23 protein-coding genes are annotated in these 25237 nt (G+C 66.8%); 8 read left to right on the forward strand and 15 right to left on the reverse strand.

Translation table 11 applies throughout. The features are described from left to right. Nucleotides 1–268 precede the first annotated feature (268 nt). The 9 genes from LuPra_RS29030 to tgt form a co-directional block, all read right to left on the reverse strand. Nucleotides 269–724, reverse strand: a complete 456-nt coding sequence (locus LuPra_RS29030; protein ID WP_110174006.1) for an ExbD/TolR family protein — start codon at nucleotides 722–724, stop codon at nucleotides 269–271. A 1-nt stretch (nucleotide 725) separates the two neighbouring features. Then, nucleotides 726–1160 carry an ExbD/TolR family protein gene (locus LuPra_RS29035; protein WP_110174007.1) on the reverse strand — a complete coding sequence of 145 codons (435 nt, stop codon included), beginning with the start codon at nucleotides 1158–1160 and terminating at the stop codon, nucleotides 726–728. A gap of 104 nt (nucleotides 1161–1264) precedes the next feature. Beyond that, the gene (locus LuPra_RS29040; protein WP_234800604.1) at nucleotides 1265–1945 is read right to left on the reverse strand and encodes a MotA/TolQ/ExbB proton channel family protein; all 681 of its coding nucleotides are present in this window, start codon (nucleotides 1943–1945) and stop codon (nucleotides 1265–1267) included. A gap of 145 nt (nucleotides 1946–2090) precedes the next feature. Then, nucleotides 2091–2831, reverse strand: coding sequence for an energy transducer TonB (locus LuPra_RS34055; protein ID WP_157899825.1), 741 nt, complete (start codon nucleotides 2829–2831; stop codon nucleotides 2091–2093). Nucleotides 2832–3181: 350 nt separating this feature from the next. Further along, entirely contained in the window at nucleotides 3182–3832 is a 651-nt protein-coding gene (locus LuPra_RS29050; RefSeq protein ID WP_110174009.1) for a DUF502 domain-containing protein, read from the reverse strand. 91 nt (nucleotides 3833–3923) lie between these two features. Next, complete coding sequence (gene secF / locus LuPra_RS29055; RefSeq protein WP_110174010.1) at nucleotides 3924–4901, reverse strand: protein translocase subunit SecF; 978 nt, start codon at nucleotides 4899–4901, stop codon at nucleotides 3924–3926. A 7-nt stretch (nucleotides 4902–4908) separates the two neighbouring features. Beyond that, nucleotides 4909–6465, reverse strand: coding sequence for a protein translocase subunit SecD (gene secD / locus LuPra_RS29060; protein WP_110174011.1), 1557 nt, complete (start codon nucleotides 6463–6465; stop codon nucleotides 4909–4911). A gap of 6 nt (nucleotides 6466–6471) precedes the next feature. Next, the gene (gene yajC / locus LuPra_RS29065; RefSeq protein WP_110174012.1) at nucleotides 6472–6828 is read right to left on the reverse strand and encodes a preprotein translocase subunit YajC; all 357 of its coding nucleotides are present in this window, start codon (nucleotides 6826–6828) and stop codon (nucleotides 6472–6474) included. Next, a complete protein-coding gene (tgt, locus tag LuPra_RS29070; RefSeq protein WP_110174013.1) occupies nucleotides 6828–7991 on the reverse strand; it encodes a tRNA guanosine(34) transglycosylase Tgt in 1164 nt (387 codons plus the stop codon). Before tgt ends, yajC begins: the two co-directional genes overlap by 1 nt. A 59-nt stretch (nucleotides 7992–8050) precedes the next feature. Between tgt and LuPra_RS29075 the strand changes: the two genes are divergently transcribed. Next, nucleotides 8051–9208 (forward strand): D-alanine--D-alanine ligase family protein, encoded by a 1158-nt coding sequence (locus tag LuPra_RS29075; protein ID WP_110174014.1) that lies wholly within the window; start codon nucleotides 8051–8053, stop codon nucleotides 9206–9208. Between the two features lie 455 nt (nucleotides 9209–9663). Here LuPra_RS29075 and LuPra_RS32410 read toward each other — a convergent pair whose 3' ends face one another. Next, on the reverse strand, nucleotides 9664–9993 hold the full coding sequence (locus tag LuPra_RS32410; RefSeq protein ID WP_157899826.1) for a hypothetical protein: 330 nt from the start codon (nucleotides 9991–9993) through the stop codon (nucleotides 9664–9666). 250 nt (nucleotides 9994–10243) lie between these two features. Then, nucleotides 10244–12394 carry a HEAT repeat domain-containing protein gene (locus LuPra_RS29085; RefSeq protein ID WP_110174015.1) on the reverse strand — a complete coding sequence of 717 codons (2151 nt, stop codon included), beginning with the start codon at nucleotides 12392–12394 and terminating at the stop codon, nucleotides 10244–10246. Nucleotides 12395–12462: 68 nt separating this feature from the next. Here LuPra_RS29085 and LuPra_RS29090 point away from each other — a divergent pair, with 68 nt between their 5' ends. The 5 genes from LuPra_RS29090 to LuPra_RS29110 all read left to right on the forward strand — a co-directional run bounded on the left by LuPra_RS29090 (nucleotide 12463) and on the right by LuPra_RS29110 (nucleotide 18638). After that, entirely contained in the window at nucleotides 12463–13101 is a 639-nt protein-coding gene (locus LuPra_RS29090) for a deoxynucleoside kinase (protein ID WP_234800605.1), read from the forward strand. A gap of 79 nt (nucleotides 13102–13180) precedes the next feature. After that, on the forward strand, nucleotides 13181–14026 hold the full coding sequence (gene accD / locus LuPra_RS29095) for an acetyl-CoA carboxylase, carboxyltransferase subunit beta (RefSeq protein ID WP_110174017.1): 846 nt from the start codon (nucleotides 13181–13183) through the stop codon (nucleotides 14024–14026). Further along, nucleotides 14023–15330, forward strand: coding sequence for a bifunctional folylpolyglutamate synthase/dihydrofolate synthase (locus LuPra_RS29100; protein ID WP_110174018.1), 1308 nt, complete (start codon nucleotides 14023–14025; stop codon nucleotides 15328–15330). Before accD ends, LuPra_RS29100 begins: the two co-directional genes overlap by 4 nt. A 40-nt stretch (nucleotides 15331–15370) precedes the next feature. Next, nucleotides 15371–17683 (forward strand): LPS-assembly protein LptD, encoded by a 2313-nt coding sequence (locus tag LuPra_RS29105; RefSeq protein ID WP_157899828.1) that lies wholly within the window; start codon nucleotides 15371–15373, stop codon nucleotides 17681–17683. Nucleotide 17684: 1 nt separating this feature from the next. Continuing rightward, nucleotides 17685–18638 (forward strand): NAD-dependent epimerase/dehydratase family protein, encoded by a 954-nt coding sequence (locus LuPra_RS29110; RefSeq protein WP_110174020.1) that lies wholly within the window; start codon nucleotides 17685–17687, stop codon nucleotides 18636–18638. 104 nt (nucleotides 18639–18742) lie between these two features. Here the strand turns inward: LuPra_RS29110 and LuPra_RS29115 are convergent, their stop codons facing one another. Together LuPra_RS29115 and LuPra_RS29120 are read right to left on the reverse strand one after the other, a co-directional pair. Continuing rightward, on the reverse strand, nucleotides 18743–19858 hold the full coding sequence (locus LuPra_RS29115; RefSeq protein WP_157899829.1) for an acyltransferase family protein: 1116 nt from the start codon (nucleotides 19856–19858) through the stop codon (nucleotides 18743–18745). Between the two features lie 4 nt (nucleotides 19859–19862). Then, on the reverse strand, nucleotides 19863–20567 hold the full coding sequence (locus LuPra_RS29120; protein ID WP_157899830.1) for a hypothetical protein: 705 nt from the start codon (nucleotides 20565–20567) through the stop codon (nucleotides 19863–19865). 91 nt (nucleotides 20568–20658) lie between these two features. Between LuPra_RS29120 and LuPra_RS29125 the strand changes: the two genes are divergently transcribed. After that, nucleotides 20659–21651 (forward strand): SPL family radical SAM protein, encoded by a 993-nt coding sequence (locus LuPra_RS29125; protein ID WP_157899831.1) that lies wholly within the window; start codon nucleotides 20659–20661, stop codon nucleotides 21649–21651. 98 nt (nucleotides 21652–21749) lie between these two features. Here LuPra_RS29125 and htpX read toward each other — a convergent pair whose 3' ends face one another. Beyond that, nucleotides 21750–22592, reverse strand: a complete 843-nt coding sequence (gene htpX, locus LuPra_RS29130) for a zinc metalloprotease HtpX (protein WP_110174024.1) — start codon at nucleotides 22590–22592, stop codon at nucleotides 21750–21752. Between the two features lie 49 nt (nucleotides 22593–22641). Here htpX and LuPra_RS29135 point away from each other — a divergent pair, with 49 nt between their 5' ends. Further along, nucleotides 22642–23286: a hypothetical protein gene (locus LuPra_RS29135; RefSeq protein ID WP_157899832.1), complete on the forward strand. Its 645-nt coding sequence runs from the start codon at nucleotides 22642–22644 to the stop codon at nucleotides 23284–23286. A 100-nt stretch (nucleotides 23287–23386) separates the two neighbouring features. Here the strand turns inward: LuPra_RS29135 and thiC are convergent, their stop codons facing one another. Continuing rightward, nucleotides 23387–25120, reverse strand: a complete 1734-nt coding sequence (gene thiC / locus LuPra_RS29140; protein WP_157899833.1) for a phosphomethylpyrimidine synthase ThiC — start codon at nucleotides 25118–25120, stop codon at nucleotides 23387–23389. Nucleotides 25121–25237: the final 117 nt, after the last annotated feature.

Raw genomic sequence — 25237 nt, forward strand, 5'->3', positions numbered from 1 at the left:
CCGTCCTCCTTCCTCCGTCCTTTCCCTCCAACACCTCCTCTAGTTCCTGCAGCTGGCGCAGAGTCCTCTGTGACCGACCGGCGTCGACTCGCCGATCCAGAGAGCGGTAAGAAGGTGGCGCGAGCCGATCAGGCGAGCGGCCTTGTTGGGCATTCCGGCCTTGCGGCATTCCGGCCTTGTCAATGAAACGAAAAACGCCGGCTCCCTTTCGGGTGCCGGCGTTTCCGGGCCCCGCTCGGGAGAGCGGGCCTACCTTCCAGAGCTGAGGCTAGTCGCCGCCAGAACCGCGACGCATGCCTTCCGTGACGATGCCGACCTTGTCGACGCCGGCACCGCGGGCGGCGTCGATGGCCATCACGATGTGGCCGTACGGCAGCGTCGGAGCGCCCAGGATGAACATCGTCTTCTCCTTGCGCGTCTCGAAGATTTCGGTGAGACGCGCCTGGAGGTCGGCCATCGGGACGTCCTGGTTGTTGACCGACAGACTGCGGTCGGCGTTCATCGTCAGCACTATCTGCGTGTCGGAGCTGGACTGCTCGGCACTCTTGGTCTCGAGCGGCAGATTGATGTCCGTGCCCTTCTGGGTCATCGGCAGCGCCGCCATGAAGATGACGAGCAGCACGAGCAGCACGTCGATCAGCGGCGTCACGTTCATGTCCGAACTGGCATGCGGGGTCTCGCCCCGCTGGACCGTTTCGGCGCCGTGGTGTTTGTGGGCAGACATGCTAGTCGCCTCCCCCTTCTGCCTTCTTCTTGCTCTCGGTGATCAGCGCGACGTTCTCGATGCCCACTTCTCGCAGCTTGTCCATCATGTTCATGATGGCGGAGTAGGGGGCGTCGGTGTCGGCCTTGAGGTAGACCACGCGTTCCGCCTTCTCTTCGAGCGCAGCCTTGATGCGGTCCACCGCCTCGGATTCGGAGACCTGGATGTTGTTGACGTAGAGGCTCTTCTGCGCGTCCACGTGCACCACGGTCTGTTCCTGGGTGGAAGGCTTCTCCGTGGTGTTGTCGGCGAGCGGCAGCCGGACGTTCACGCCCTTCTGCAGCAGGGGCGCGATGAGCATCATGATGATGAGCAGCACCAGCATGATGTCGACAAGGGGGGTGACGTTGATGTCGGCCTTGATTGCGCCCTTCCCGCCCCCCAAGTTCATTGACATGGCGTCTTCTCCTGATCGGGGACGTGCCGCAAGGCACGTCCCTGTCAAACCCGATCCTGCCCTGCGGACAGCGGCCGGCTCGAAGAGCCCGCCCTACCTGTTCCCTAGTTGCTCTTCTTGACGAAGTAGTCGACCATCTCCGACGAACTGTTGTCCATCTCGACGTTGAAGTACTCGAGACGGCCGGTCAGGTAGTTGTAGAACCACACCGCCGGGATGGCGACGACGAGACCGAGCGCGGTCTCGACGAGCGCTTCCGAAATACCGGCCGACACCGAGCCGATACCGCCCGAGCCCGTCGCGGCGATGCCCTGGAACGCCGAGATGACGCCGACCACCGTGCCGAGCAGACCCACGAAGGGGGCCGTCGAACCGATCGTCGCAAGGGAGGAGACGCCCTTCTTCAGGTCGTTGCCGGTGAGCGCCGTGGCGCGCTGGATGGCGCGACGCACCGTGTCGAGCAGGTCGTCACGGGTGAGCTGCTGGCCGCTCTCGGACTGGAACTGGTACTCCTGCAGGCCAGCGAGCACCACCTTGGCCAAGTGGCTGTAACGGAAGTTCTTCGACTGCGATAGCGCAATCGCGTCCTTCAGGCGACCTTCCTTCAGGTGCTTGGCCACCTGCGGCGCGTACAGCTTCGACTGCTTTTGCGCCTGCGAGAAGGTGTACCACCGCTCGACGAACACGCCGACCGACCAGAAGGACATGAAGAAGAGGATGTACGCCACGGCCTTGGCGACAAAGCCCATCTGCTGCCACATGTGAATCAGATTCAGATCACCCATTGCGCTCCACCCCTCCGGGGATGACTGCCCGGGGCGCCCCACCGCGGCGACGCGCCTCGTTCGTGTGTCGTGTACGACCGGTCGTGCTGTTGACGATGACAGACTCCCGTGGCCCGACGATGGCGGGACGCGGGAACCCAGGTAACTACTGCAACGTGAAGTTCACCGTGACGGTCATGATGACCGGCACCGGCACGCCGTTGAGCAACGTGGGGGTGTACTCCCACTGCTTCACGGCATCGAGGGCGGCCTGGTCAAGCAACGGGATGCTGCGGAGCACGCGCGCGTTCTGCACCTTGCCGTTCGGTCCGATCGTCGCCTCGATGATCACGACGCCGGCCACTCGGGCCGACTGCGCAATCTGCGGGTAGACCGGCTTCACGTCGCGGGTCTTCTTCGGCGGGGCGATGTTGCCTCCGACACGGACCGGCTGGGTCGGCGCCGGCGGCGGCGGCGGCGGCGCGGACGGCAGACCACCCACGACACCACCCAGCGCGCCACCGGGAATGCCACCCTCGACACCACCGGGCACGCCAACGCCGATGTTGGCGGCGGGCGGCGCGGGAGCCTCGGGCTTGATCTCCTTAGGGGGCTCGATCGGTGCGGCGTTCGGGTTGGCCGTCGGCGTCGGCGTCGGCGTCGGCGCAGCAGCAGCAGGGGGCGGCGGCGGCGGCGGGGGTGGCGGCGGCGGCGGCGGCGGCGCACCCACGAATGCCGACATGCTCCCCGTTACCTCGGGCAGCGCATCCATCGCCATCAGCGGGATAATGATCACCGATCCCACGACCAGCAAGTGGAGGATGATCGAGACGGGGACCGTGTACCACTTCTGCGACCCGACCTTGATGGACGGCTCGACCACATCCCCGAACATGTCTTTCGGCACTGGCCTGTCCTCCTACCGACCCAGAGGCTGCTGCTATACCGCCGTGAGGCGGCGATTATAGCGACAGCAAAAAAACAGTGTCAACGAACCCGATGTCCTCTTTGACACCGGTTTTCCGGAATCGGGCCACGAGTGCCGTGGACTGATCTTCCGTCGCTCGTCCGCATGCTTCAGCCGGCCCACGTGCGCCACCCGTACGCGCACATGGCGCGCAACGCGCGTCGGCTGAAATCGCAGAAGGCGGATGTTATGCGCGCCGCTCCGCACGTGTCAAAGCCATCCTGGCGGCGGATTTTTTCCTATCCCACATCCAGGGGTCGCGAGTGTGGCGACATGGCAACCACAGCGGCCTAGCGCGGGCTGGTGCGTTCCGCAACTGATGCCGCTCGACGATCGCCTGGCGCGCCCGCTGCCGTCGTCAGCGACTCCGGCAGGGCCATGCCTCCGGTCAGGAAGATCCGCAGGCCTTCCTCGACCGTCAGGTCGGGGTAGCGCACACGTTCCTGCCTGTAGAGCAGGACATCACCGAGGTAGAGGTGGTTGGTCGGCACGTAGACGGCGACCCAGGGCTCTGGCACGCCGGTCGCATCGGGCACCGTGAGTTCGCGCGTGAGAAAGCCGAGCACCATGCCCCGCTGCGGCTCGTCCACCAGCACGACTCGCTTGAACCCGGATGCGTTCTGCGGATTGAACGCCCACACCAGCTGCTTCACCGGCGCGTAGATCGACCGGAACAGGGGCACGAGCAGCAGGTAATGATCGGCGCGCTGCAGCAGTCGCCTGCCCAGCACGTTGGCCGCGAAGACCCCCACGACGAGAATCCCCGCCGCGGTCACCGCGATGCCCAGCCCGGGGATCCGACGCCCGAACGCGCGCTCCACCAGCGGCGAGGTCAGCGCATCGGCAAAGCCGAAGATCCAGATGAGGGCGGCCAGGCTCAGCGCGAGCGGCACCGTGACGAAGAACCCGGCCACGAAGCGACGCCGCAGGTAGTTCCACATGTCAGCGTCCCAGTGCCCGGGTCAGAGCCGCATCATCGGTGTTCGGCGCGGCGACGGAGCGACGCGGCTGGGAGCATGCCGTCGAAGGAACCTACGCGTTGCGCCGCTCGCGGCGGCGCTGTCGGTCCGCCGCCGTGCGTGCCGGGGCGGCAGGAGCCGCCGGCGTATTCGCCTCGTTCTTGCTCAATGCGATGGCAATCGCCGACGCGATGAACACGGTCGAGTAGGTGCCGCTGATGATGCCGACGAGCATCGTGAAGGCAAACCCTTCGAGCACTTCCCCGCCGAAGATGTACAACGCGAGCACCGACAGGAACGTCGTGCCGGCGGTGATGATCGTCCGGCTCAGGGTCTGGTTGACCGCGGTGTTGACCTGGTGCTCGAGCGAGGAGCCGCGCATCGTGCGGAAGTTCTCGCGCACACGATCGAAGATGACGATCGTGTCGTTGACCGAGTAGCCGGTGATCGTCAGGATCGCGGCGATGATGTTCAGCGAGAGTTCGTAGCCGAAGAACGTGAGCACCGCGAGGGTGACGACCACGTCGTGCAACGTCGCGGCGATGGCACCGACGGCAAACGACAGCCGGAACCGGAACGCGATGTACATCGTGATGCCAAAGATGCTCGCCAGGGTCGCGTAGATGCCCTTGCGCTGCAGGTCCTTGCCAATCACCGGGCCGACGATCTCGGTGCTGATCGTCTCGAACTGGCCGATGTTGGCCTTGCGCACCGCTTCGGTCACCTGCCGCGCACCCTGCTCCAGGCTGGTGCCCTGCTCGACTTCCGGTCCCTGCGGCAGGCGCACGAGCACCTCGTGGGCCTGGGCGGCGCCGTACTGCTGCACGACCTTCTCGCCCGGCAGCACGTCGAGCGCCTTGCGCACCGCCTCCTCCGAGGTCGGTTGCTGGAACTTCAGCACGACGATGGTGCCGCCGGAGAAGTCGATACCGAGCGGCAGGCCGTGGCGCGCGATCTGCACGAGCCCGAGCAGCACGATCAGCGCCGAGAACGCCAGCGCGTGCCAGCGCCACTTGGTGAAGTTGTAATTGGTGTTCGAGAACAGGTTCATGGCGGCCTCAGATGCTCAGCTTCGCGGCCTGCGGGCGACGCGAGAGGATGAGTTCGAACAGCGTCCGCGACACGAACACCGCAGTGAATACGTTGGACAGCAACCCGAAGAACAGCGTCGTCGCGAACCCGCGGATCGGACCGGTGCCGAACTGGAACAGGAAGGCGGCCGAGATCAGCGAGGCGACGTGGGTATCGAGAATGGTGAGGAACACGCGGTCGAAACCGGACGCGACGGCCGCCCGCGCCGACTTGCCGGCGCCGATCTCCTCCTTGATGCGCTCGAAGATCAGCACGTTCGAGTCCACGCCCATGCCGATCGTGAGGATGAAGCCGGCAATGCCCGGCAGCGTCATCACGGCGCCGATGTAGGCCATGAAGCCGAGCAGGATCAGCAGGTTCAGCGACACCGAGACCAGGGCGTTCAAGCCGGTGAGCTTGTAGTACCCGAACATGAACAGCGTCACCAGCCCGAGGCCGATGACCGACGCCATCACGCCGGCGCGAATCGAGTCGGCGCCGAGCGAGGGGCCGACCGTGCGCTCCTCCAGGTAGGTGAGGCTCGCCGGCAGCGCCCCGGACCGGAGCGTGAGCGAGAGGTCCTGCACTTCCTGTTGCGTGAACGACCCCGAGATGCGGCCTTCGTCGTAGATGCGCCCCTCGATCGTCGGCGCGCTGTGGATCCGGCCGTCGAGGATGATCGCGAGCTGCTTGCCGATGTTCTCGCTGGTCAGCTTGCTGAACTTGTCGGCACCTTGCTGGTTGAGCGAGAAGCTCACGGCGGGCTGGTTGTTCTCGTCGAGCGAGGGCTTGGCGTTGCGCAGGTCACGGCCGGTGATGCCCGCGACACGCTTGACGAGGTAATACACGGGACCCGTGCCACCCGCTTCGGCCGCGCCGGGTACGACCTCGAGGTCGGGCGGTAACTGCCCGCCGCGCGCCGCGAGCAGCGCCTCCTGGGTCGGCGCCGGGCCGTCCTGCACGATCTTCAGTTCGAGCAGCGCCGTGGAGCGGATGATTTCCTTGGCACGCGCCACGTCGGTCACACCGGGCATCTGCACCAGGATCTGATCGCCTTCCCCGTGCGGCGCGACGATCGGCTCGGCGACGCCGAGTTCGTTGACGCGTCGTTCGATGGTCTGCAGCGCCTGCGCCACCGCCTCCTGCCGAAGGCGATTCACCTGCGTGGCCTTCAGCGTGAAGGTGTAGGCCCCGCCGGCCGCAGACGATCGGTCGAACACCTGCCCGACCCACTCCCCTGCCACGCGGCGGAAGTCGGCGTCACGATCGGCCGGCACGCCCTCCACGCGGAACGAGCGGACGTCCTGTGGCGCGATGGCGCCCACCGATACGCTCTGCCGCGACAGTTCGTCACGGAGGCGCTCGGCAGTCGTCTCCGTCTCGAGCTTCAGCGCATCGTCGGTCTGGACGCGGAGCACGAGATGAACGCCACCCTTGAGGTCGAGCCCGAGCTTGACCTTGTCCTTGGGTGGGTAGAAGGCCACGACGGCCAGCGCGACCACCACGAGGATGGCGATCACTTTCCAGCGAAGGTTGCTTGTCATGAGGAATTACGAGGCGCCCTGGTCGGGCACGACGACGGGGTCCTGCCCCTGGATGCCGCCAACGGCAGCACGGGCCACGTCGATGCGGACCTGAGGCGCGATCTGGAGCTGCACGTGCCGCTCGGCGAGTCGGGTGATGGTGCCGTAGATACCGCCGGTGGTGACGACCTTGTCACCGACCTTCAAGCTGTCCTGGAACTCGGTCACCTTCTGCTGCCGCTTCTTCATCGGCATCAGGACCATGACGTAGAAGATGCCGAGAATGATGACGAATGGCAGCAACGACAGCCAGGGGCTGGCGTTTTGATCGGCCGGAGCCGACAGCGCGACGAGCGAACGAACCAACACACTCGAGGAGGGCATCAGGAACTCGGGGATGTCCGGGAGAAGCGGCGGTGGAAATCCTGTCGGAACTGCGCGAACAACCCGAAACCGATAGCCTGTCGGATCCGCCTGAGGGTGTCAAGGTAAAAGACGAGATTGTGGACGCTTGCGAGCGTCCCCGCGTTCATCTCCTTGTTGTGGAACAGATGCCGCAAGTAGGCCCTGGAATGACGACGGCAGGTGTCGCACGGACACTGCTCGTCGATCGGCCGGTCGTCGCGGGCAAAGCGGGCATTGCGCAGGTTGATCGGGCCGTCGGGGGTGAACACCTGGCCGTTGCGGGCGTTGCGGGTGGGCAGCACGCAATCGAACATGTCGATGCCCCGGGCGACGCACTCGACGAGGTCGTCTGGCATGCCGGTGCCCATCAGGTAGCGTGGCCTGTCGTCCGGTAGGAAGGGCGTCGTGTCCCCCACGACTTCGTACATCGTCTCCACGGACTCGCCGACGCTGAGGCCGCCGATGGCGTACGACTCGAATCCGATCTCGCGCAGCGCCGCGGCGCTCTTCTCGCGCAGGTGGGGGTAGATGCCGCCCTGGACGATCCCGAACTGGGCCTGCCCTGGGTTGGTGACGGTCACGCCGGCAACCGGGCCCGCCTGCAGTTGCAGGAACCGGTCCCGGGCGCGACGGGCCCAGCGGAGGGTGAGGTCGAGGGAGGCGGCCGAGGCGGCTTCGCTGGCCGGCGCAGCGAGACACTCATCGAGCACCATCGCGATGTCGGGGCCCAGTTGCGCCTGGATGTCGACGACCTTCTCTGGCGTCAGGGCGTGCCGCGAGCCGTCGAGGTGCGACTGGAAGCGGGCGCCCTCTTCGGTGATCTTGACAAGCGGACCGAGGCTGAAGATCTGGTAGCCGCCGCTGTCGGTGAGGATTGGCCCGGGCCAGCCGATGAAGCGATGCAGTCCGCCCCGTTCGGCGATGAGGTCGTCGCCGGGACGGAGATACAGGTGATAGGTGTTGGCGAGGACGATGGCTGCGCCGGCCTCCTCGAGAGTGCGTTGGGTGACGCCACGCACGGCTCCGCGGGTGCCCACCGGCATGAACGCCGGGGTCTCGACGAGACCATGCGGCGTCTGCAGGCAACCGGTGCGCGCCTGCCCGTCCCGGCCCGTCAGCGTGAACGCGAAGGCCCCGGGCATTCGGCTATACTACGGCATCCATCCGGCCATTCCGGCCGTCTCCTGGACTCCTAAAGACCTTGAAGAAACTGCGGGTGGGCGTCATCTACGGTGGCCGCTCGGGCGAGCACGAAGTCTCGATCGCCTCGGCTGCCGCAGTCATGGCCAACCTCGATCGCGCCCGCTACGAGCCGGTGCCGATCCGCATCGATCGCGATGGGCGCTGGTCGCTGGCCGACAAGCCGCCAACCGCGGCCTCGGCCTCAGAGGTGATCGAGCAGACGCGCGCGGAGTTGAAGGCGCTGCGGGCCGGACGCGAGGTCCACCTGCTGCCCCGTCCGAGCGAAGAGACCATCCTCGCCATCGATCGATCGCATGCGCGGGGTGACGACGAGTCGCGCGCCATCGTGACCGGGGTCGGCCTGGACGTCATCGTGCCGGTGTTGCATGGGCCACACGGTGAGGACGGCACGGTGCAGGGCCTGCTCGAACTCGCCAACGTGCCGTACGTCGGCTGTGGCGTGCTCGCCTCCGCCGTCGGCATGGACAAGGCGCTGATGAAGCGCGTCTTCGGCGCGCACGGCTTGCCGCAGTGTGCCTACGCGGTCGTGCTGCGGCGGCGTGTGCTGGCGGAGCCGGACGTCGTCGCCGGCGAGCTCGAGGCCCGGCTCGGCCTGCCGATGTTCGTCAAGCCCGCCAATCTCGGCTCGAGCGTCGGCATCTCCAAAGCGCGCACGCGCGAGGAGTTGGTCGAGGCCCTCAAACTCGCGGCCGACTACGATCGCAAGGTCGTGATCGAGGCCGCCGTGCCGAACGCGAGGGAGATCGAGGTCGCCGTGCTCGGCAACGACGATCCGATCGCGTCGGTCCCGGGCGAGGTCGTGCCCGCGCGCGAGTTCTACGACTACGAAGCCAAGTATCTCGACGGCGCGAGCCGTCTCGCGATTCCGGCCGACGTGCCCGACGAGATGGGCGAGCGCCTGCAGGCGCTCGCCGTCGACGCCTTCCGCGCGATCGATGGCGCCGGGTTGAGCCGCGTCGACTTCCTGATCGACGGGCAGCGCGGCGACGTGTTCGTCAACGAGATCAACACGATGCCGGGCTTCACCACGATCAGCATGTACAGCAAGCTGTGGGCGGCGACCGGCATCACCTACCCCGAACTCGTCGATCGACTCGTGCAGCTCGCGCTCGAGCGGCACGCCGAGAAGCAGCGGCTGCGCGTCTCGGCTTTCTGAGATCGCGGCGCCGAGCGTCGCGCCCAGGGCCGGGCGACCAAAAAAAATTTCGTTTTCGATTCTAGGTCTGCCCCCCGAAAAGCCATCAGCGGGCGCTTCGGCGCCCTGCGACACGCCCTGATCGAGCGCTCCCTGCGCTCGCATCCGGCGGCGTCAATTTGGTGCGTTCATCCTTACTGGTCAAGACGCGGCCGGGGGCAGGCGACCCGCAAAGACGTGCAGGATTGATCGTCGGCGAGCGCCTGAACCGCGTAAGCAGACGGTTTGATTTGTCAAGTTTGACAAGACCCGGCATTTGCGCTAGCAGGCTCGTCCTGGGCCAGGGGCGGCGGGTCAAATTTTTTTGACAATCACGCCGTCTTTGTGCTTGACAAGGCTATTTTCTCATCCATAATCTACATCTTGTGTGAGGCAGGGTAGCTCAATCCACCTGTAGTGATGGGGCCAATGACGGCTCACGGGGCGAGCACCGCCAACCAAGGAGGAAGAATGGCGAAGAAGGCAGCCAAGAAGGCCGCGGCGAAGAAGGCCGCTCCGAAGGCCACGAAGAAGGCCGCGAAGAAGCGGTAGGTGGTTTCGCGGCTACGGCGCTTCAACGCCACGCCGCAGCGGGTGCCGCCATGGTGGCGCTCGTCAGTTGGACACGCGGCGGCTGCCAGTCTGGATCGGCGGCCGCCGGCCATTCTCCGGCCGCAACGAACGGCTGCGCTCATTCGCCACTCACGGGTCGTGAGCGCGAGAGGCAGCGTTGCGAGCGCACGCAATTGCGGCGAGCGGCCGGCCAAGTACACCGCCTGGAAAGGGGGTATACGCCATGGCCAAGAAAGCAGCAAAGAAGGCCGCCGCGAAGAAGCCGGCAGCAAAGAAGGCAGCCAAGAAACGGTAAGCGGTGTCAGATTAGAACCGCAAGGGGCGCGGCACCACCGCGCCCCTTTTGATTTCTATAGAGGTAATGCCGCGATCCCGGAATGCTGGAATGTCGAAGGCATGAGGTTTCGACATTGCCGCATTCCGGCCTTCCGGCATTTCGCGCTGTCACTGTGGTGGTGGCGTCACCCCGTCCCAGACCCGCACGCGCGTGATCGTGTCGCCGACTTCGAGCCGGTCGACGACGTCCATGCCCTGTACCACCTGGCCGAACACCGTGTATCGCCCTTCGAGGTGCGGCTGCGGCGCATGCGTCACGAACCACTGGCTGCCGCCGGTGTCTGGTCCCGACAGCGCCATGCCGACGGTGCCGCGCGCATAGGCGCGATCGCTGAGCTCGTCGCGGATGCTGTAGCCGGGCCCGCCACTGCCATCACCGCGGGGATCACCGCCCTGCACGACGAACGCAGGCACCACGCGATGGATCGGCAAGCCGTCGAAGTAACCCCGGCGCGCCAGGGCGATGAAGTTCTCGACCGTCAAGGGTGCATCGAGCACCGCCAGTTCCACCTGCACCGTGCCCTTGGCCGTGTCGATGTACACCTGCGGCGAGAACGACGGCGTGATCAGGCGCGGCGCGTCGTACAGGTCGGCCGCCACGGCTGTCGGCGCCGGCCGGATGCGTGACAGCGCGTCGCTGGCCGGGTCCTGCGACACCAGCCACCGCGCGGCCCGCAACCGCATCGACCAGTCGCGATCGGCGAGCGTTTCTTCCATGGGCGCTCGTGCCGCCGCCGGATCGATGACCGCCAGCGACTCGAGCGCAGCCCAGCGCGCGTCGTCGCCGGCGTCGGTGCGGGACCGCTGCCACGCGGCGACGAGCGCGTCGCGCATCGTGGTGATCTTCTGCTCACCGGCAAGCGATGCTGCCGCCGCCCGCACGGGGACGTCCTCGCGAGTGAGTGCCGCCGTCAGGTGCTTCTCGAGGTTGGGCAGCGTCAATTTGTGCCATGCGCGCAGCGCCGCCGGCAGGACGCGCGCGTCCTTGTCGGCAATCAACTGCTCGAGCATCGGCGTCGCGTTCTCGGGAGAAAGCGTCGTCAGTGCATCCGCCATGGCGGCACGCACGCGCCAGTCGTTGTCCGGATCCAGGCCTGACAGCACCGTCGTGAACGAGAGCGCGTCCACGCGCGCCAGCGATCGTAGTGCCGCGGCGCGCACGAACGGCGATTTCGCCGTGAGTCGATCGATCAGTTCGGGCTCGGCCTCGCGCCCGCCAATCTGCGCCAGCGCGTCGATGATCTCGAGTTCGAGCCCCTGCGGGACCTCCTTCTGGCGCAACAGCGCGAGCAGTGGCGCGGTGGCCCGGGCGTCGCGAAGCTGCCCGGCAGCCCTGACGGCGACGACACGCACCTGCGGGTGGACCTGGCGCGCGACGTCGAGCAGGGGCAGGAGCGTGGGCACGGCGGCAACCGCCTTCCGCTCGCCCAGTCCGCGCAGCGCATAACCGGCCGTGTATGGCGACGGTGACGACACCAGTTCGGTCAACGCCGGCACGGCGCGGTCGTCACCCACCCGCGACAGGGCCGCCGCGATCGGCCACCATCCGCTCCGCGGCCGCCCCTGGGCGTCCAGCACCGCGGTAGCCAGGCCGTCGTAACTGCGCAGGGCGGTCAGCGCGATCAGGCCACGCCGCACGGCCTCGGCCTCGCCGCTGCCGCGTGGCTCGTCGTCGGGCGGCGGCGTCGCGATCGCACCGCCGTCTACCAGCAACTTCACCATCTGCGCGATCGCGGGCGCGGCCCTGGCAGCCTTTTCCGTGCCGAGCAACCCGAGAGCATGCGCGGCGCGTCCCTTCACCAGCACGCTCGGGTCACCGAGGGCCGTAATCAGCGGCTCGACGCCGGCGGCGTCGCCGATCAGGCCCAGCCCGAACGCCACCATCGCACGCACCTCGGCATCGGGATCCTGCAGGCGGCCCGCAAGCGCGGTCCCACCAGAGGCGAGGCCGACGCGACCAATGGCCAGGGCAGCGCGACGACGGACACGCGCGTCGGTGTCGCCGAGGAGGCTGACCAGATCCATCGCCGGAGGCGGCGGGGGCGCAGGCACCGGGCGCCCTCGACGATCCACGGCTGGTGGCGGCGCCGGGGCCGGCCGCGACCGTTCGTCCTCGAGCACGCGGTGATCCTCCAGGCGCAGGATGCTGGCGATTTTGGGTTCGTACGGAGGGGCGACAACCGGGGCTGGCGGCGGCGGCGCCGACGCACAAGCGGTAGCCACCGCCAGTGAGGCGAGGGGCAGCAAGCGACGCGTCATCACTCGGGCGCATGCTAGCACGCGCGACTTGCTGCCCTTTGAAGCGCGTCGATATACTGCGCGCCATCGTGGACGCGCGCTACCTCGCGATCGAGGGTCCTCCAGGCGTCGGTAAGGCCGTACTCGCCGAACGCCTCGGTCAGCAACTCGATGCGAGCCTCGTCCTCGACGAGGTCGAGAACCCGTTTGCCGCCGACCGCAACGCCCGCGGCACGGGCGCCGCCTTCCAGGCCCAGCTGTTCCACCTGCTGGCCAGGCATCGTCAGCAGGAGACGCTCCGCCAGGGCGACCTCTTCAGCCAGGCGACGGTGTGCGATTACCTGTTCGACAAGGACAAGATCCTCGCGTACCTCACCCTCGACGACAACGAGCTGTTCATCTACCAGCGCCTCTACGACCTGCTCGCGCGCGACCTGCCCACTCCCGATGTGGTCGTCTACCTCCAGTGCCCGACCGACAGGCTCCGGAAGCGCCTGAGGGACCGGGCACGGCGTTCGCCGGATCGCCGCAGCGTCGACGACGAGAATCTCCGCGAACTGAACGACGCGTTCAACCACTTCTTCTTTCACTACGCTGGCGCGCCACTGCTGGTGGTCGAGACGTCCTCGCTGGACCTCGACTGGCAGGACGAGGACGTCGAGGACCTGTTGCGCCAGATCGAGCACATGCAGCAGGGGACGCAGTACTACGTGCCGCGCCAGCGCTGAACGGCCTGAGGCTTGCGTTCGCCCGACGGGCTGACTACTCTTGCTCCTTCGCCCGGTACGATTTGGGGCGCCGATTCCCATGGCCTGGTTCAAGCGCGTCCCCAAACCCATCACCGCAGCGCAGAAGACGAGCCGCATCCCGGAAGGCGTCTGGGTCAAGTGCCCCGACTGCGGCCAGGCGCTCTACAAGAAAGACCTCGACGGCAATCTCCAGGTGTGCCCGAAGTGCGCGCATCATTTCCGCCTCGGCGCCGCCGAGCGGCTCGCGATGCTGTTCGACGGCCCGTGGGTGGAACACGATCGCGATCTGGCTTCCACCGACCCGCTGAGCTTCATCGACACCAAGCCCTACTCGCAGCGCCTGCGCACGGCGCAGGAGTCGAGCGGCCTCAAGGACGCGATCATCTGCGGCACCGGCACGATCGACGGCACCGAGACCGAGATCGCCGCGATGGAGTACTCGTTCATCGGCGGCAGCATGGGCGTGGTCGTCGGCGAGAAGATCACGCGCGCGATTGAACGCGGCCTGCAGCATCGGCGGCCAGTGATCGTCGTCTCGTGCTCCGGTGGCGCACGCATGATGGAGGGCACGCTGTCACTGATGCAGATGGCCAAGGTCAGCGCCGCGCTGGCCCGCCTCGATCGGGCAGGACTCCCGTACATCTCCGTGCTCACCGATCCCACGACGGGCGGTGTGACGGCGAGCTTCGCCATGCTCGGCGACTTCAACATCGCCGAGCCGAAGGCCCTCATCGGCTTTGCCGGCCCCCGTGTCATCGAACAGACCATCCGGCAGAAACTGCCGGAGGGCTTCCAGCGCGCCGAGTTCCTCGTGGAACATGGCATGGTCGACATGATCGTCGACCGCCGCAAGCTCAAGGCCGCGATCGCCGACGCGTTGAGGTTCATGCACACACCGGCATGACGCCGCAGCAACGCCTCGCCACGCGCGAGTTCTTCGGCATCAAGCTCGGGCTCGACACCATGGCCGCCCTCGTCGAGGCGCTCGGCCATCCCGAACGTACCTTTCTTCCGGTCATCGTCGCCGGGACCAACGGCAAGGGCTCGGTCACCGCGATGGTGTCGCGTGCGCTCCGCGCCGCTGGCCTGCGCGCGGGCCGCTATACCTCTCCGCATCTCGTGCATCTCCGCGAACGCTTCGCCATCGACGATGTGGACGTCGACGATGACGTGCTGGACAACGCTTTGGACGCCGTGTTCGACGCCGAGGCGGCGCTCCTGTCGCGCGCTGCCCTGCCAGGGCCGGCAACCTACTTCGAGCTGACCACCGCCGCGGCGCTCGTCGTCTTTCGCGCGGCCGCCGTTGACGTCGCGGTTGTCGAGGTCGGGCTCGGCGGTCGTCACGATGCCACCAACATCGTGCGTGCGCCGTACGCCGCGATCACGTCCATCGCGTTCGACCACATGGCACATCTCGGCGACACTCTCGCGGCGATCGCACGCGAGAAGGCAGGCGTCATCATGCCCGGCGCGATAGTCGTCAGCGGGGTCGGCGACCATGAAGCCGCCGCAGTCATTGCCGATACCTGCGCGGCGCAGGGAGCCAACCTCGTGCGCGCCGACGAGGACGCGGAGGTCGACGTCACCATGCACGGCGGGGAGACGACGATTCGGCTGCGGACGCCGTTTCGTGCCTACGGCCCGGTGCGCCTTGCGCTGCGCGGCGGTCACCAGGTCACCAACGCCGTCGTCGCCGTGCGTCTGCTCGAGGCGCTCGAGTTCGCCGGTGTCGGCGGCGGTGCGAAGGCGATCACGACGGGCCTCGCCGATGCGTCATGGCCCGGACGACTCGAACGGCGGACGCTCGCGAACGGCGTCCCCCTGGTCCTCGACGGTGCCCACAATCCTGCCGGCGCCGAGGCGCTCGCTCGATGGCTGCGCGAGGCGGGATTCTGGCCGATGACGTTGGTCACTGCCTGCATGCGCGACAAGGACGTCGAGGGCCTGCTGTCGCCCCTGCTGCCTCTGGCTACTCGCATCGTCGCCACCGCGGTGGACTTCCCGCGGGCGCTCCCGGCCACGGACCTGGCGGCAACGATCCGCGCCCTCGCGCCCGGTTTGCCGGTGCAGGTCGCGCCAAGCCCGGCCGCCGCGATGGCCGCGGCGTCGGAACACCGTGCACGTGCCGTCGTGGCCGGCTCGCTGTTGCTCGTCGGTGCGGTCCGCGCATGGCTCGACGCGGCACCGGTCACGCGAGATCCCGCGTGATATTCTGCGGGTCGCCACGCCCGACCTTCCTGCCCAGCCCGTGCACTCATTTCTGACGCTCCGTGTCCTCACGCTCTTGTTCGCCCTGAGCGTGGTGCCGTGCGCCGCGATCGCGCAGCAGGTCCCTGGCTTCAAGCTGTCGCGGCAGCTGAAAATCGAGATCGAAGGCTCGAAGTTCCACTTCCTCGGCGAGGTGGAGATGACCGACGACGGCGGCAAGCAGAAGTTCTTCGCCGACCGGGTCGACTACGACACCGAGACGCGCCTGATGGTCGCGACCGGCAACGTCGTCTACACGTCGCCGCAGACGCGCATTGCTGCCGAGAAACTCGAGTTCGACCTCGACACCAAGGTCGGCACCTTCTACAACGCCACCGGATCGAGCTACCTCGGCGACAAGGTCGACAAGAGCTTCTTCGGTACGCAGGAGGCCGACGCGCTGTTCTACGGTGAGGTGATCGAGAAGGTCGGGCCCAAACGCTACAAGATCACGCACGGCGGGTTCACGAGCTGCGTGCAGCCGACGCCTCGCTGGGAACTCGTGTCGAGCACCTCGACGGTCGAGCTCGACGAGTACGCCCTGCTCAAGAACACGGTGCTGAAGGTGAAGGGCGTGCCGATGTTCTACCTGCCGGTGATGTACTACCCGATCCAGGCCGACGATCGCGCCACCGGCTTCCTGCTGCCGACCTATGGCTCCTCGATCGTGCGCGGGCCGAGCATCAGCAACGCGTTCTTCTGGGCGATCAATCGCAGCCAGGACGCGACCGTCTACCACGACTGGTTTACCAAGCGCGGCCAGGGCCTCGGCGCCGAGTACCGCTACGTGGCCGGCACGGGCTCGCAGGGCAACTTCACGACCTACTACCTGAAGGAAAAGGAAGCCACGTACACGAGCTCGTCGGGCACGGTGACCACGCCGGCGGCGACCAACTACGAGGTGCGCGCGAACGTCGCGCAGGTGCTGCCGCTCAACCTGCGGGCGCGCGGGAACGTCGACTACTTCTCCAGCATCGTCACCCGGTCGACGTTCAACCAGAACCCCTACGACTGGTCGTCGCGCACGCGCAGCATGCGCGGCAACCTGTCGGGCAACTGGGGTCGGCAGAGTGTCAGCGCCAGCTACGACACCACGGAGTTGTTCTATTCGGAAACCGCGTCCAGCCTGCAGGGCGGCACGCCGCGCCTGGCGTACAGCCTCGCCCAGAGCCGTATCGGGGAAACGCCGCTGTACTACAGCTTCAACAGCGAGTACGTCTCGATGGCACGCCTCGACACCGATGGTGACCGCGAGATCGACCAGGGACTGAACCGGTTCGACGTGAACCCGACGCTGCGGGTGCCGTTCAACAAGCTGCCGTACCTGACGTTCAACTCGTCGGTGTCCTATCACTACACGCGCTACAGCGAGAGCTACGTCAAGGATCTCACCAACCGCGACGTGCAGGCCGAGGTGCCGCTGACGCGCAGCTACTGGGACCTGCGTACCGACATCGTCGGACCGAAGTTCACCAAGGTGTGGGACACGCCCGACAACGGTTACGCGGAGAAGTTCAAGCACACGATCGAGCCGACGTTCACCGTGCAGCGCCTGACCGCCTTCGACGACTTCGATCGGATCGTCAAGCTCGAGGGCTACGACTTCACCTACGGTGGCACGACCCGCATCGCGTACGGGATCGTCAACCGGTTCACGGCCAAGCGGCGCAGCGGGGCGTCATCGGCGCGGACGAAGGACTTCCTGACCATCGGTGTCACCCAGAGCTACTACAGCGACCCGCAGGCGAGCCTCTATGACTTCGGGGCGTACCCGCTGAACTACTACGGGCGGGCGCCGAGCAAGTTCTCGCCGATCGCCCTCGGCGCCACGCTCGCTTTGGCCGAGAAGACCTCGATCAGCACGCGCCTCGACTGGGACGATCGGGCCGGCGAGTTCCAGAGCATCCGCCTGAACGGCTCCTACGCGCTGCGCGAGTGGCTCGACGTGAACGGCGGCTGGAGCCAGCGCAAGATCTCGTTCTTCCCGGATCGGCCCGACAAGTTCTTCAACGCGAGCACCAACTTCAAGACGAAGACGAACCGGTTTGGCGGCACCTACGCGTTCTACTACGACCTCGGTCGCAAGGTGATGATGGACCAGCGCATCGTCGGCTACTACAACGCGCAGTGCTGCGGGGTGGTCGTGGAATACCAGCAGTACAACTATCCGCAGTACTCGACGTACGCGGTGCCGCAGGACCATCGGTTCAACATCGGGTTCACGCTGGCCGGGCTCGGCACGTTCTCGAACTTCCTGGGCGCCTTCGGCGGCAACACCGGCCAGTCCGGCGGCTTCGGGAGCCGCTCCTTCTAGCATGGCGGGGGTCCTCGTCACGGGCGCGGCCGGCTTCGCAGCCGGTCACCTGCTGTCGCTGTTGCGGCACGAGGGGCCTGTCGAGGGCTGGTACCGACCTGACGTGCCGCCGCCACCTGACGCGCCAACGCCGGAGCAGGGCGTGAACTGGCGCGCCGTCGACCTGCGCGATGATCAGGCGGTCAACAGCGCGATCGCGCACCTGCGGCCCGCGGCGGTCTACCATCTCGCCGGCGCGGCCAACCAGGGCGCGGCGTGGGCCAATACCGACGTCGCGCTGGAACTGAATGCGCTCGTGACCCACGTCCTGCTGCGTGCGGTCGCGCAGCACAGCCCACACGCGCGCGTGCTCGTGACGACGTCAGCGGCCGTCTACGCCGCGTCCGAGGCGCCACAGCGCGAGGATTCGCGATTGGCGCCCGCCACGCCCTACGGTGTCAGCAAGCTGGCGCAGGAGATGGTGGCCCTGCAGGCCGCCCGCAACGAGCATCTCGACGTCGTCGTCGTGCGGCCCTTCAACCACATCGGGCCGGGGCAGGATCTCGGGTTTTTCGCACCGGCATTCGCGCGCCAGCTGGCGCGCATCGAGGCGGGGCTCGAGGCAGGACCGATGCGGGTGGGCAACCTCACGCCTCGCCGTGACTTCTGCGACGTACGCGACACGGTACGTGCCTATCACCTGCTGATGCGGCATGGCGCCCGGGGCGAGGTCTACAACGTGTGCCGCGGCGAGGCCGTCGAGATCGGCATGCTGCTGGACATGCTGCGGTCCGAGGTGACCACGCCGGTGGAGGTGATGGTGGACCCGGAAAAGCTGCGCCCCGTCGACATGCCCTTGCTCGTCGGCGATCGCACCCGGCTCACGAGCAGTACCGGCTGGGAGCCGGAGATGCCGCTCGCCCGGACGCTGCACGATATCCTGGCCGAGCAGCGAGCGCTCGTCGGCAACACGTAAGTTCAGAATTCCACAATTGCAGAATTTCATTACCACCGCCAACCTTCGCAGGGACGTGCACAAGAGGTGGGGTGAAATTCTGCATTCTGAACTTCTGCAATTTCCTAGACTCGCAGGAACGTCCCGTTCCTGTAGAGGTACCGCAACAGAAGCCACCGCAGGGCCGTCGCGCCGACGGCCAGCACCACTGCCGCCGCGGCTCCCGTCAGCATCGCCACGCCGCCAAACAGGTACTTGGCCATCTCCGGGAAGCTGACGAATTCCTGCAGCACGTAAATCGTGAGCGCGTTGACGCCAATCACGACGAACGGGAACGCCCACCGCGTTTTGCCGCTGATGTCGATCACGAAGTAGAAGGCGGCAACGAGCAGCAGGCTCCAGCCCGCGGCGATCATCACGTACGAACTGGTCCACAGGTTCTTGATGATCGGGAACAGCGGCGCCCACGCGACGCCGATGATCAGGCTCGCCACCCCGGCGAGCACGAGTCCCTGGAACTTCCGCATCACCGGCCGGGGCTGCGTCAGCCACCACCCGGTGAGCGCGCCGAACAGGCAGGTCGCGATCGCCGGGATGTTCGACAGCAGGCCTTCGTTGTCGCCGAAGGGATAGCAGCAGAACTTGCCCGGGATGAGAAGCCGATCGAGATAGCCGACCAGGTTGCCTTCCGGGGAGAGGTCGTAGGCGCGGAAGCCCGGCGCCGGGACGAAGGCGAGTAGCGCCCAGTAGCCGAGCAGCAGCGCGGTCGCGAGGATGGCCTGACCTCGCGCCTTCAGGTGCTGAACGGCGATGGCCGTGAACAGATAGCTGATGGCGATGCGCTGAAGCACGCCAGGCCATCGCATCTGGGCGAAGTCCAATTGCAGCAGCCCGCCATGAATCCAGCCGAGCAGGAGCAGGAGCACGAACCGCCGCAGGATGCGGGGGTAGGCCGCCGAGGGACGGCCCTCGTACTTCTTGAGCGACATCGGCAGCACGATGCCGACGATGAACACGAACAGCGGGAAGATCAGGTCATAGAACACGAACCCTTCCCAGGGCCGGTGTTCCATGTGGTGGCCTAGCCACGTCCACCCGAGCCAGACCGCAAGGGCGCGGCAGATGTCGTCGCCGCCCGTGATCCAGAACATGTCGAAGCCTCGCAGGGCGTCGATGAACAGGAGCCGTGGCGACGACCCGGCCGCGGGAGTCGTCAACACCTTGCGTGGAGAGGGGGTCACGCGCTTATGGCTTGCGAGTGGCCGACCACGACCCGGTGTCGCCGCCGATATCGTAGCTGCCCTTCAACACCACGCCTTCGAGCGTCGCCTTGACTTTGCCCGAGATGGAGTCGCCGGTGACGGCGAGGTCGAGTGCGTTGTTCTCGAATGTGCCCTTCAGTGGAATCTCGACGCCTTTTGGCGTCTTGGCGACGCCGCTAACGGCCGTACCTTCCTGCGCGAGCTTGAACGAGTAGCCGCCACCACCGTCACGCGTGACGTTCCACGTGCCGGTCACGCCGGCCGCTGCGGGCGTCGCTGCCGCGCCGGGAGTTGCGGCGCCAGCCTTGGCGCCCGTGAAGTCGCCCGTCGCGGCGCCGTTGGCGTAATCGACGGTGCCCTTGAGCTCTGTGCCAGTCAGCTTGCCGACCATCACGATATCAACCGGCTGCCCCTGGTAATCGACAGCGAACGACATTCGCACGCCGGCGTCACTGGTCGCCACCTTCACGTCGCCGATCGTCGGCAAACCCGTCATGGCTCCCACCAGTTGCCCAGCGTCTTCCTTGATCGCCAGGGTGGTCGGGCGCGAGCCCTGCGGCGACGTGAGGGTGAGGTTCCAGGTGCCCACGAGGTCCTGCGTGGAGGGAGCTTGAGCCGAAGCCGCGGTCGCGCAGGCGACGACCGACGAGGCGACGAAAGCCCGGAGGATGAACTGTCTGGTGCCCATAGACGGCCCAGTTTATCCGAACTTAGGCGGTTCAACGGCGGTGCTTGACGCCGTGCACGGGCTCAGTCACAATGCGAACAAAAGGCGAAACATGGCACGACAGATCGCGCTGTTCGAAGCCCCGCTCACAACCCGGGGCGTCGCCGATATCGTCAGGACCGAAGGCGTGGCCGGCCTGCCCTCGGCGACCCGGCTCGCTGACGACGCGCACTACCAGGAGGTCGTGTGCCGCTCGGCCCTGAACCACACGAAGGGGATGCCGTTCCGCTGGACGCTCAACCCGTATCGTGGCTGCACGCATGCCTGCCAGTACTGCTTCGCCCGTCGCTACCAGACACAGCTGGAGATGGGCGTGGGCGACCAGTTCTCGTCCTACATCTTCGTCAAACGCAACGTGGCCGAGCAGCTCGCGCGCGAACTCGCGCGCCCGGCATGGCGGCCGGAACTGGTGGCCGTGGGGACGGCGACCGATCCCTACCAGCCGATCGAAGGCCGCTACCGCCTGACGCGCACATGCCTCGCGCATCTCGACGCCGCGAACACGCCGATTGGCCTCGTCACCAAGGGGCCGATGGTCGTGCGAGACACCGACATCCTTGCGAGGATGTCGCAGCGTGGACTGGCGACCGTGTACGTCAGCGTGCCGACGGTCGACGCCGTCTGGGAGCGCCTCGAACCCGGCACGGCACCGCCGATACAGCGGTTGAGGGCGGTGCGCCACCTGCTCGACGCAGGCGTGCGGGCCGGAGTGCTCATGAGTCCCCTGGTCCCCGGCTTCACGACGCACCCCTCGCGAATCGAGGCAACGCTGGCGGCCATGGCGGACATGGGAGTGCCGTTGCTCGGTGGCAACGTCCTCCATCTCCAGGACGGCAGTCGCGATCACTTCCTGCATTTCCTCGAGACGGAGGCACCACACCTGCGCGAGAAGTACGCGCGCCTGTACGTGGCCAAGTATCCCGACCCGTCCTACACGGCGCAGGTGAAGGGCATCCTCGCGGCCCTGCGCGCCCGATATGCAAACCGCCGCACGCCCGGTGAGGACGTACGGCGGAAAACGGACTGGATAGACGATGAACTCTGAGAATGTCAAATTTCAGATTTCAGAACTTCACTACCAGCGCCACGCGTCGAACTGCCCCATGGTGGTGAAATTCTGCAATTCCTGAAATTCTGCAATTTCTAGAGGTTTCTTCCCATGAGGGCGTTGATGCGCTGCTCCGTCGGCGGGTGCGTGCTGAACAGGGAGAACAGGCCGCGGACGCTGAACGGCTTGATGATGAACATATGCGCGGTCGCGGGGTTGGCGTCCATCGGGATCCGCTGGCTGTACCCCTCGATCTTGCGCAGCGCGCTCGCGAGGCCCATCGGCGACCCGGCGATGGCGGCACCGCCCGCATCGGCGCCGAATTCGCGTGAGCGCGAGATGGCCGCCTGGATCAGCGCCGCCGCAAGGGGCGCGACGAAGATCCCCACGAGCAGCACCAGTGGGTTGGAACCCTCGCCGTCGTCGGATCGTGAGTGACCGCCGAAGAAGCTGGCAAACTGCGCCAGCCGCGCGACCATCATGATTGCCGCCGCGATCGTGGCGGCGACCGAGCTGATGAGGATGTCGCGGTGCTTGACGTGGGCGAGTTCATGCGCCATCACGCCAGCCAGTTCGTCGCGGCTCAAGAGCCGGATGATGCCTTCGGTCGCCGCGACAGCGGCATGTTCGGGGTTGCGCCCGGTCGCGAAGGCGTTCGGGGACTGATCGGGGATCACATAGACCTTCGGCATCGGCAGCTGGGCCCGCTGCACGAGTTCGGCGGTCACCTGGTAGAGCGGGTGTCCCGGTCCGACCTCCTGCGCCCGGTACATCCGGAGCACGATCTTGTCCGAGAACCAGTACGACCCGACGTTCATGACGACGGCGAACAGGAAGGCGGTCATCAAGCCACCCTGGCCACCGAGCAGTTGTCCGAAATAGAGAAACACGGCGCTGAGCAAGCCCAGCAGCGCGGCGGTCTTCAGTGAGCTGGTCATTCCTTGGCCTCTTCCAGGGCGAGCGGCGCCCATCTCATACAATAGACGCATGACGCGTGTGATCGAGCTGACCGTCTGGGTAGCGCTGGTAGCGGCGGCACCGGCGCTGGCGCAGAGTCGGCCGCAGACACCTCCACCACCGCCTCCGGGCGTGAACCCGCAACCCGTGGGCCGCGGTGGCCCGCCGGCAACCGTACCCGGTGGCGCGACGACCACACAGGCGCCTCGTCCGCAGTCACCGCCAGCGACGCCCGACACGACGCGCAAGACGCCCGCCGCGCCGACGACCACCCCGGCCCCCGTGAGCGTGCCGGTCGTGCCCACCGAAAAAGCGCCGACGGAGGCGGAACTCGGCGTGCCCGTCTATCCCGGCGCCACGTTCCTGCGCTCGTTCGATGCGGGCCAGGGGCAGCGGTACTACCTGTTCGGGTCCACCGCCTCGTTCGTCGAAGTCGTCAAGTACTACCGGACACAGCTCAAGGACGGGGGAGACCTCGTGTACGACGTGCCGCCGGTGCATATGTTCGAGGTCGGCAGGTTCAAGGAGGAGACCATGGCGTTTCCTCCGGGCGTGACGGTCAAGGACTACACGTGGGGAGGCGCGAAGGGGTACCTCAACACGACGCCCGGGGCCCACCCGAGCCGCTTCCCCAGCGTGATCCAGATCGTCCCGGTCCTGGCGGCGAACAGGTAGGCGGCCGGTCGACCTGAAGGTCGGCCGCTAGGAGTAGGCTACAGCCTACAGCCTGCAGCCTGCCAGAGGCGTTGGGCCGGCGGAGGTGCCCCGGCCGGCCCTACGCCTCGGCCTTGACGTAAATCTCGCCCGCTTTCCCGAACTCCTGCGCCTTCTCCTCGAGACCCCGCGCAAGCGCCTGATCGGCTTCGAGGCCCTGTGCCGCCGCGTAGTCACGCACCTGCTGCGTGATCTCCATCGAACAGAACTTCGGTCCACACATCGAACAGAAGTGCGCGACCTTGGCGCCCTCGGCCGGCAGCGTCTCGTCGTGGTACGCACGCGCCGTCACCGGATCGAGCGCCAGGTTGAACTGATCGCGCCAACGGAACTCGAAGCGCGCCTTCGAGAGGGTGTCGTCCCACACGCGGGCATGCGGATGCCCCTTGGCGAGATCGGCCGCATGCGCGGCGATCTTGTACGCGATCACCCCCGCCTTCACGTCATCGCGATTGGGCAGCCCGAGGTGTTCCTTCGGGGTGACGTAGCAGAGCATCGCGGTGCCGTACCAGCCGATCATCGCCGCACCAATCGCCGACGTGATGTGGTCGTAGCCCGGCGCGATGTCGGTGGTGAGCGGGCCCAGCGTGTAGAACGGCGCCTCGCCGCACCACTCGAGCTGCTTCTCCATGTTCTCCTTGATGAGATGCATGGGGACGTGGCCTGGGCCCTCGTTCATCACCTGCACGTCGTACTCCCAGGCGATGCGCGTCAGCTCGCCCTGCGTCTGCAACTCGCCGAACTGCGCCGCGTCGTTGGCATCGGCAATCGAGCCGGGGCGCAACCCGTCGCCAAGCGAGAACGACACGTCGTAGGCGCGCATGATCTCGCAGATCTCGCGGAAATGCGTGTAGAGGAAATTCTCCTTGTGATGCGCGAGACACCACTTCGCGAGGATCGAGCCGCCACGGGAGACGATGCCGGTGACGCGCCTGGCAGTCAGCGGGATGTATCGCAGCAGCACGCCCGCGTGCACGGTGAAGTAGTCGACGCCCTGCTCGGCCTGCTCGATCAGCGTGTCGCGGTACAACTCCCAGGTGAGTTCCTCAGGACGGCCGCCGACCTTCTCGAGCGCCTGGTAGATCGGCACCGTGCCGATCGGCACCGCGCTGTTGCGGATGATCCATTCGCGCGTCTCGTGGATGTCCCTGCCGGTCGAGAGGTCCATCACCGTGTCGGCGCCCCAGAGCGTCGACCAGCGGAGCTTGTCCACTTCTTCCTCGATGGACGAGGAGACGGCGGAGTTGCCGATGTTGGCGTTGATCTTCACCAGGAAATGGCGACCGATGATCATCGGCTCCAGTTCGGGGTGATTGATGTTGGCCGGGATGATGGCGCGGCCGCGCGCGACCTCGTCGCGCACGAATTCGGGCGTGAGGCTCTCACGCGTGGCGATGTAGGCCATCTCCGTCGTGATGTCGCCCCGCCGCGCGTAGGCGAGCTGGCTCACGGCCTGGTCGCCGCGCGCCCGGCGCCGCGTACGCGTCCGTGCGGCCAGGGCCGGCGGCATCTCTCTCGTCCACGCCTCGAGCAGGAGGTGGCGCGGCTCCTCCACCGTGTCGCCACGACCCTCGATCCATGTCCGGCGCGACTGCGGCAGCCCTTCGCGCACGTCCACGCCCTGCGGCCCGCTGGTGTCGTACACCCGCAGCGGCGCATTGCCACCCGACAGCTCGATCTCGCGCATCGGCACACGGACGCCGAGGGGACCCTCCACGAGCACCTTGCGGGATCCGGGGAACGCCTCTTCGTAGGTCAGCAGGGATGTGGCGGCAGGTGCGGGCGACTGTGACACGTCGGGAACTCCTCTTGGGCCGGGCTCGGAGAGCCGGCCCTACCTTGGCCGGGTTCCGCCTCCGCCCGGCTGCGGCGGACAGGTCGGCGAGCCGGGCCAGACTCATGGCAGGAGACG

It is taken from the genome of Luteitalea pratensis (assembly GCF_001618865.1).
Classification (GTDB): domain Bacteria; phylum Acidobacteriota; class Vicinamibacteria; order Vicinamibacterales; family Vicinamibacteraceae; genus Luteitalea; species Luteitalea pratensis.